This window comes from uncultured Maritalea sp. (genome assembly GCF_937139385.1).
Taxonomy (GTDB): Bacteria; Pseudomonadota; Alphaproteobacteria; order Rhizobiales; family Devosiaceae; genus Maritalea; species Maritalea porphyrae_A.
The window spans coordinates 1-7,174 of the sequence record NZ_CAKZPW010000143.1 but is presented as its reverse complement, the minus strand read 5'-3'; the positions used below and the strand labels follow the sequence as shown (position 1 = coordinate 7,174).

Below are 7,174 nucleotides of genomic sequence, written 5' to 3'. Positions count from 1 at the left end.
CAAAACGCTGCTGCATCTTCTTGCGGTAAAGGCATAACAAACCCAACAGCGCCATCTCCGGCAACCGTTTGTTGTAGCGTTTCAACCAATCCATCAAGGTAAAAGTCAATTTCATTGGGGGCGATTTGTTGAATATCCATAGCGAGCACTTTTCAGATGAGAACAAGGAGATAGGTGGCAGAACAAGTGGGTGGCGTTTTGAACCGCGACGCGCTGTGCAGCTGATAGCGCAGGCAATCGCCTGTTTTTAAAGCATAGGTTTGATTATCTAGATTGACTTCAAGCTCACCTGCTTCAACGATGAGATGATGCTCTAGCCCTGCAAGTGAAGGCTGATCATAGGAAATCTCTCGGCCAGCCTGTAATGTGCAGCGGATGACCTCTCCTTTTAGGGCCAGGGCGGGCGGCGAGATGTTGGTTCGGGTGAAGCCCGTGTCTTCGTCGCGCCAAATAGTTTGATCCTGTGCCTGCACCAAAGGGGCAAACTGATCTTCAACCATCGACATCAAACGCGACATGGGTAATTTGTAGACAGCACATAATTTGCCAAGCACTTCAGCAGTTGGGCTGACCTCACCTTTTTCTAAGCGCGAAAGAGATGCGCGACTAACGCTGCTTAAGGCGGCCAAATCGTCTAACGAATAGTCATGTTCATGTCGCAATTGCTTGATACGTTGCGACAATCGTGTGGATAGATCAGACATGCGCATTCTCTTTTATAAGAAATTTTCTCATATTTGAGATAACGCATTTACCCTTTGCGGTCAATAAGAAGAGCGATTTCACACGCATAGCTACCCTGCGCGAATAGTGCTTGACTTAACAATCAACATTCGACAATAAAGCGCCACCTTGAATTCGGTCGATGTTGGCCGATGCGTCGACTAGCGGTGAAAGCCGTTTTGCAAGTTCGATCAATGATGATCAAATGCAATGTAGTAGGCGTCAAAAATTGGAAAGATGCCTCCTTTGACATTTGATATGTTCGGTTTTAGCCAGCCGATCCTAAACTGTTTGGCTGACCTAAATTACTCAGAACCAACTCCTATTCAATCTCAAGCGATCCCTGCGGCGCTTGAAGGCCGGGACATTGTTGGTCTTGCGCAAACTGGTACCGGTAAAACCGCTGCCTTCACTTTGCCCACCATTTCTCGTCTCGCTGAAAATATTCCAGCAACGAAAAAACGCAAAATTCGCGCTTTGATCGTTTCGCCTACTCGCGAACTTGCTGCGCAAATCCACGACACAATCAAACGCTTTACGCCTAAGGTGCCATTGCGTTCTGCGATTATTGTTGGTGGTGTTTCTTACCACAAACAAAAACATTCACTGCAGCACGGCGTTGACATTCTTGTTGGCACGCCAGGCCGTTTGATCGATATGATCGATCAAGGTTTTGTCGATCTGACCGCTGTTGAAACAGTGATCTTGGACGAAGCTGACCAAATGCTTGATATTGGCTTTTTGCCAGCGATCAAAAGCATTTTGGAGCTTTTGCCAAAAGAGCGTCAGACTATGCTTTTCTCGGCAACGATGCCGAAAGAAATTCGCAAGCTGACAAATTCGCACCTCACAAACCCATTGGAAATCTCTGTCATTCCTGAAAAGCGTACTGCTGACCGGATTGAGCAAAAAGTGATTTCAATTGGCCAAAAAGCCAAAATGGAAGCCATTAGCGATTTGTTGCTTGAGTATGAAGGCGAGCAAATCATCGTTTTCACCCGCACCAAACATGGCGCGGACAAAGTACAAAAGCGTTTGACTGTTTCAGACATTCGCGCTTCTGCCATTCACGGCAACAAATCACACAACCAGCGTGAACGCGCCCTCAACTCTTTCCGTCGTGGCAACACACGGGTTTTGGTGGCAACAGACATTGCTGCGCGCGGCATTGACGTTCCAGGTGTTGGCTTGGTTGTGAACTACGATATGCCAGAAGTTGCTGAAAGCTATGTGCACCGTATTGGCCGTACGGCCCGTGCTGGCGAAAGTGGTGTTGCAATTTCCTTGGTTTCAACCGAAGAACTTGGTCTGTTGGGCGATGTGCAGCGCATGCTGAACATCACGATCCCAGCAACCGATTCAAGCGGTGAAGTTGTTGAATTGGACATTCCACGTTCAAACGGCAAAAAACAGCCATTCCGTCGTCGTTCTGGCGGTGGTGGTGGCGGTCAGCGTCGTCCACGTGGTTCAGATGGCAACCATCGCAAAGGCAATGGCGGCAAAGGCGGCAAGCCTGAAGGTCGCGGCGGCGAGCGTTCAGAAGCGAAGCGCGGCGATAAGCCTTTCGCACGCAAACCAAACCGTGATGGCCAAAAACGCAATGGACCTCCAGGTGGCAAACGCCGCAGTGGTGGCGCCGGCGGTGCTGGTGGCGGCAACCGTTCACGCGGACCAAAAGTTGCTTAAGGCAATTACAGATTATTGAGTTCGAAAAGGTCGGTGAATTTCATCGGCCTTTTTTGTTGGAGATTGTCGGGTTTGAGTCCTACTACGACATTAGATTTTGGCAGTCTATCGACACTCCGGCCCGCACCTGACCTTCGTCGTCAACTCACAAAAATGCAGTGACAGCAAATATCATAGTACGCCTCTGACGCCCTCAAGTCATTTTCGAGATTGGTAATATCATTGACTTGAGCTTGTTGTAGTGTTGACACTAGTGCAGAACAATACCAGAACTAGATCCTAGTCAAACAGGGAATTAGAGAGGGGGTAAGATGTCTAAAAAAATCCTATCTTTTTTTGAAGGGTTCCAAAACGAGACCAGCCACTGGCAATTTTTAAATGTTTTTTTCAAACCGTCAGTCACTCGGTTCTTCATTTCTTGGTTTGCACTCGCACCTGCATTTGTGAAAGCCGTAAAAGACTTACCCAACCCACTCTTGATCAACTTTGGGACTGAGACTTATCCAATTCCACTAGACCTTCCATTCCGTTGGGAGATACTTTGGTGGGCCTCGTTGGTCTATGCTTTTGCATTTGTCCTGCATCTATTTTTTTGCCCTGGCTTCATAAAAAGATACCCTAGTTATAATGCATACACTGACCGTGGGCACTCTCCAAGATGGTTGGTTTGGGAAGTATTTCGCGCTTGGCATTCCATTCCTGAAAAAGCTAGGGAAAAACTATTTGAAAGACTGTGCACCAAAAAATATGCGGTTCCTAAGGCGACCCAGCTCTCACTCTATGGGGAGCCTTCTGTCACAAACGTTGGAACCGAATGGTCTTTCGAGCACAATGGTGAGACCCATGTGCTGTGCATAGACGAAAGCCTGACAAGTGACAGGCAAAAGGACCTTTTTTGGGAGATATTGGGGAGGCACGGAGGAAGTCGCTCTGTACCGCGCTATTCAATTTGGTTTCTGCTATCTGTCTCCGCATTTCTTGTGCTCTGGGTCGTATTTCAAAATATTTATTTTGTTCTGGATTATATTGTTCTTTAATGGATTATAAATATTATCTCGCTCTCACGAGCCAGCTACCGTTCTGTAGCGTACCGCTTCGCATCGACACTTACAGCAATTGCCAGTTCTCTTGCTCGTACTGTTTTTCGAAGGCCAGAGGCGGGGCTCCTCTCACAAAATCAAATCAAGAAATCGCACCAGCACAGCTCGAGAAGCGTCTTAGTCAAGTGTCTCAAGGTCGCATTTCGGGGGCGGTTGATGAGTTTCTTGCACGGAGAATACCAGTCCAGCTCGGGGGAATGAATGACCCCTTCAGCCCGTGGGAAAAGGAAGGACGAAAGACACTAGAAACGCTAAAGATTTTGAGGGATTATCAATACCCAACCTTAATCAGCACGAAAAATACCATGTTAGCCGAGGAGCCATATCTGGAAGTCTTAGCGACTGGCAACTTCCTAGTTAGGATATCGATCACAGCAGGGTACTCTGAATCTAGAGCAGCACTTGAAAAAGGAGTGCCTAGTTGGGAAGACCGCCTTAGAGCTGCAGGGGCGCTGTCATCTATGGGCATACCTGTTTCTTTTAGGTTTCAGCCAATTATTTTTGGTGAAGAAGATGCTGTCACTGGTATGATCCGCTTGGCTAGCACCTCTGGTGTTCGACATATTTCTGCCGAATATCTCAAACTCCCAATTGAGAAAACCTCACGCCAAATCACCTATTTGTCACGTTCATTCCCCCATATGATTGATACCTATCGTAAGCTAAACGCTAGGCAGGTAGGGCGCGAACTTGTACTGCCATCGCCTATCAAAGCACCTGGCCTGTTTCAACTTAGAGAAGAAGCAATTAGCCAAAAAATGGTGTTTGGGTTCGCAGAGAACGAATTTTTACATCTGAATTCGTTTCACTCTTGCTGCAACGCCGCAGATAAATTTTTAAAGGATGCCAACTTTTTTTCTTCGAATATTCTTGGAATCCTAAAACGCCAAATGGCTGCCGATGAAATTAGATTTGATCTGCCCGACAGTTCTTGGGTGCCCACCTTTAGTGTTTTCAGCCATCTAAATTCTAGGTCGCGCGGCTCTGCGAACTATGCAGCAAGACATTCGCCACGCGAGCGTTGGGTAAAGCTGTTGCAAGATAAATGGAATTCGGAAACTGAGCGAGGAGGCCCGTCAAATTTCTGGGGAATCTCAGACCTCGGGAAAGTGGACAGCGATGGGAATAAGACATTTTCAGTAGATAGAAATATTATCCGACATGACGCCATGCTACATGATATTTCATAGCTTAATTTGCACTATTTTTTTGCAAACGGCATCACTTTTCCCACGGCGGAGATCAGTTATTCGGGTTGCCAGCTTTAGAACTGGAGTCCATGGCAAAGGTCCGGATTCCGCTCGTTCGAGTATTTAGGAACATCTAGGGATATGATAACTTAGTCCGCATTGCCGCCATTCACACTGCCAACCACCAAACAGGCGGAGCGCTAGTTGAACTTGCGGTTCGCTCACCCCACCTCGTCACCCTCGTGCTCGACACGAGGGTCCATGATGAGATTGCAAAATCGCACGGCTGTTCGCATCGATACGGATTTGGCAGGTTTGCAACGCCGCGTGGATACTCGGGTCAAGCCCGAGTATGACGCTTAGAGGCTGGCGCTCAAGTTTGGTCGCTTTGTCCCATGTGCAAACTGTTTCAAAACACGCAGTGTCGCTGAGAAACGCTAGCCATTTAGTTTCCCAACTAGCTGGAGCGCTGCAACACCGAGAAAAAGAACCCATCTGTATTGGTGGAAGCTGGTGTAAGCGTCACTGATTTCAAATCAGACGACCAAGGCATTGGCTTATCGAAGCCATAAAGGTCTTGCCAAACTTCTCCCGCGCTGAGCAGTTCAAAATTCGGGTTTTCGTCCATAAAGGCGTAAATTTGACCTTCGTTTTCTTCTGGGAAGATTGAGCAGGTGATATAGACCAAAAAGCCACCGATTTTGACGAATGGCACGGCTTGGGAGAGCACTTCTTCTTGTTCTTGCAAGCGTTGTTCCATGAGCTGACGGGTTAGACGCCATTTTGCGTCTGGGCGACGTCGCCATGTGCCTGACCCGGTGCAAGGGGCATCCAAAACCACGCGATCCATTGCGCCGACCAAATCGGTTAGCGGGTCTTTGTGGTGGGGTTGACGCACTTGCACATTGTGCAATCCAGAGCGTTTGATGCGATCCCAGATCGGGGCAAGCCGCGACTTGTCGCTGTCATAGGCGAATAGTTGGCCCTTGTTTTCCATCATTGCGCCCATGGCAAGCGATTTACCGCCAGCGCCTGCGCAAAGGTCGAGCACTTTTTCGCCCGGACGTGCATAAATCAACTCAGAGACAATTTGGCTGCCCTCGTCCTGAATTTCAAAACGTCCTTTTTTGAACGCTTCTTCTGCTTGAACGTTTGGAGTGCGTGAATCGCGTGTACCAGCGGCAAGGCGAATGCCCTGCGTCGCAATGTTGGTCGCTTGAGCATTGGTGTGGCTGAGCGCTTTAAGAACCTTCTCACGGGTGGTCTTTAAGCTATTGACGCGCAGGTCCAATGGTGGGCGCTCAGCTAGAGCAGCGCCTTCTTTGATCCATTCTTCAGCGAAGTTGCTTTCAAACGAGCTTTGTGTCCATTCAGGAATGTCAGCCTGCACATGTTCGGGTGCATCAACCAATGGATTTTCGCGGGTGATGGTCTCGATTTCTTTTTCTGACAAAACTTCTGGCGCGAACTTGTCATCAACAAAGCTGGCGTTCAGCTCTTCAGGGTTTTCACCCCAATCACGCACAAGCGTTGTGAACGCTAAGCTGCGCGCGCTTTGTGAGCGGGCAATGTGCGCATTCGAGAGTTTTTTGCGCAAGGCATCATAGACAATATTGCCAATGGCAGCACGATCGCCAGAACCGGCGAAACGGTGCGATAGTCCCCAGTCTTTTAGCGCATCGCCAACGGGGCGTTTGCGTTTTTCGATATCCGCCAGAACTTCAATAGCGGCATTCAGCCGACCAGGTAAACGCATGTGCGCCTCACAAAATTAGAGTTTGAATGGCAAAGCCAAGCCACATAATGGCAAGAATGGCCATGCCCGTCACATAAGCAAAGAACCGCCGATAGACGCGGTTCTTCGATATGTGGATCGCTGCATGTATATAACGACTTAAAACGAAAAGCACACCAAGAATTGCAAGCCACATCGTTACTTGCTCGGTGGCCAGCGCAACGGCTGCCAGCGCATAGAACATGATTGGCAATTGGAATTGATTGGCAAAATTGTTTGACGCCAATTTTGCACCCAAAGGCCAAGCTTCACCGTCCAATGCAATGTCTGCTACTTTGATTTTTTCTTGAAAAACCAAAGGGACGCGGCGGTGACCAAGTATGATCAACACAGCGAAGGTCAAAAAGACCTGCGCAAAAACCGCGACCAGCAATAGTTTTTCAGCACCGACCATATTGCTTAGCGACCGCCACGATAGTTCGGGCTTTCGCGCGTAATGGACACGTCATGCACATGGCTTTCGCTCAAGGCTGCGCCGGAGATTTTGACGAACTCTGCATTCTTGGCAAAGTCGATCAAATTGGCAGCGCCCGTATAGCCCATTGAGGCCTTCAATCCACCGGCGAGTTGGTGCAATACGGCACCTGCAGGCCCTTTGTAGGGCACTTGCCCTTCAATGCCTTCCGGCACCAACTTCATTGAATCGCTAACATCTTGCTGGAAGTATCGGTCAGCCGATC

At 48.6% G+C, this 7,174-nt stretch carries 7 protein-coding genes; 3 read left to right on the top strand and 4 right to left on the bottom strand.

Going from position 1 to position 7,174, the window contains the following annotated elements:
• Positions 1–152: 152 nt before the first annotated feature.
• On the bottom strand, positions 153–704 hold the full coding sequence (locus Q0231_RS05870; protein ID WP_299346242.1) for an XRE family transcriptional regulator: 552 nt from the start codon (positions 702–704) through the stop codon (positions 153–155).
• A 277-nt stretch (positions 705–981) separates the two neighbouring features.
• Here Q0231_RS05870 and Q0231_RS05865 point away from each other — a divergent pair, with 277 nt between their 5' ends.
• The 3 genes from Q0231_RS05865 to Q0231_RS05855 all read left to right on the top strand — a co-directional run bounded on the left by Q0231_RS05865 (position 982) and on the right by Q0231_RS05855 (position 4,699).
• Positions 982–2,409, top strand: a complete 1,428-nt coding sequence (locus Q0231_RS05865; protein ID WP_299346239.1) for a DEAD/DEAH box helicase — start codon at positions 982–984, stop codon at positions 2,407–2,409.
• 311 nt (positions 2,410–2,720) lie between these two features.
• Positions 2,721–3,446: a hypothetical protein gene (locus Q0231_RS05860; RefSeq protein ID WP_299346236.1), complete on the top strand. Its 726-nt coding sequence runs from the start codon at positions 2,721–2,723 to the stop codon at positions 3,444–3,446.
• Positions 3,446–4,699 carry a radical SAM protein gene (locus tag Q0231_RS05855; RefSeq protein WP_299346233.1) on the top strand — a complete coding sequence of 418 codons (1,254 nt, stop codon included), beginning with the start codon at positions 3,446–3,448 and terminating at the stop codon, positions 4,697–4,699. Before Q0231_RS05860 ends, Q0231_RS05855 begins: the two co-directional genes overlap by 1 nt.
• A gap of 457 nt (positions 4,700–5,156) precedes the next feature.
• Here Q0231_RS05855 and Q0231_RS05850 read toward each other — a convergent pair whose 3' ends face one another.
• The 3 genes from Q0231_RS05850 to Q0231_RS05840 all read right to left on the bottom strand — a co-directional run.
• The gene (locus Q0231_RS05850; protein ID WP_299346230.1) at positions 5,157–6,455 is read right to left on the bottom strand and encodes an RsmB/NOP family class I SAM-dependent RNA methyltransferase; all 1,299 of its coding nucleotides are present in this window, start codon (positions 6,453–6,455) and stop codon (positions 5,157–5,159) included.
• Between the two features lie 7 nt (positions 6,456–6,462).
• Positions 6,463–6,888 carry an MAPEG family protein gene (locus Q0231_RS05845; protein WP_299346227.1) on the bottom strand — a complete coding sequence of 142 codons (426 nt, stop codon included), beginning with the start codon at positions 6,886–6,888 and terminating at the stop codon, positions 6,463–6,465.
• Positions 6,889–6,893: 5 nt separating this feature from the next.
• On the bottom strand, positions 6,894–7,174 hold a 281-nt coding region (locus Q0231_RS05840), incomplete at its 5' end, for an IMP dehydrogenase (protein ID WP_299346224.1).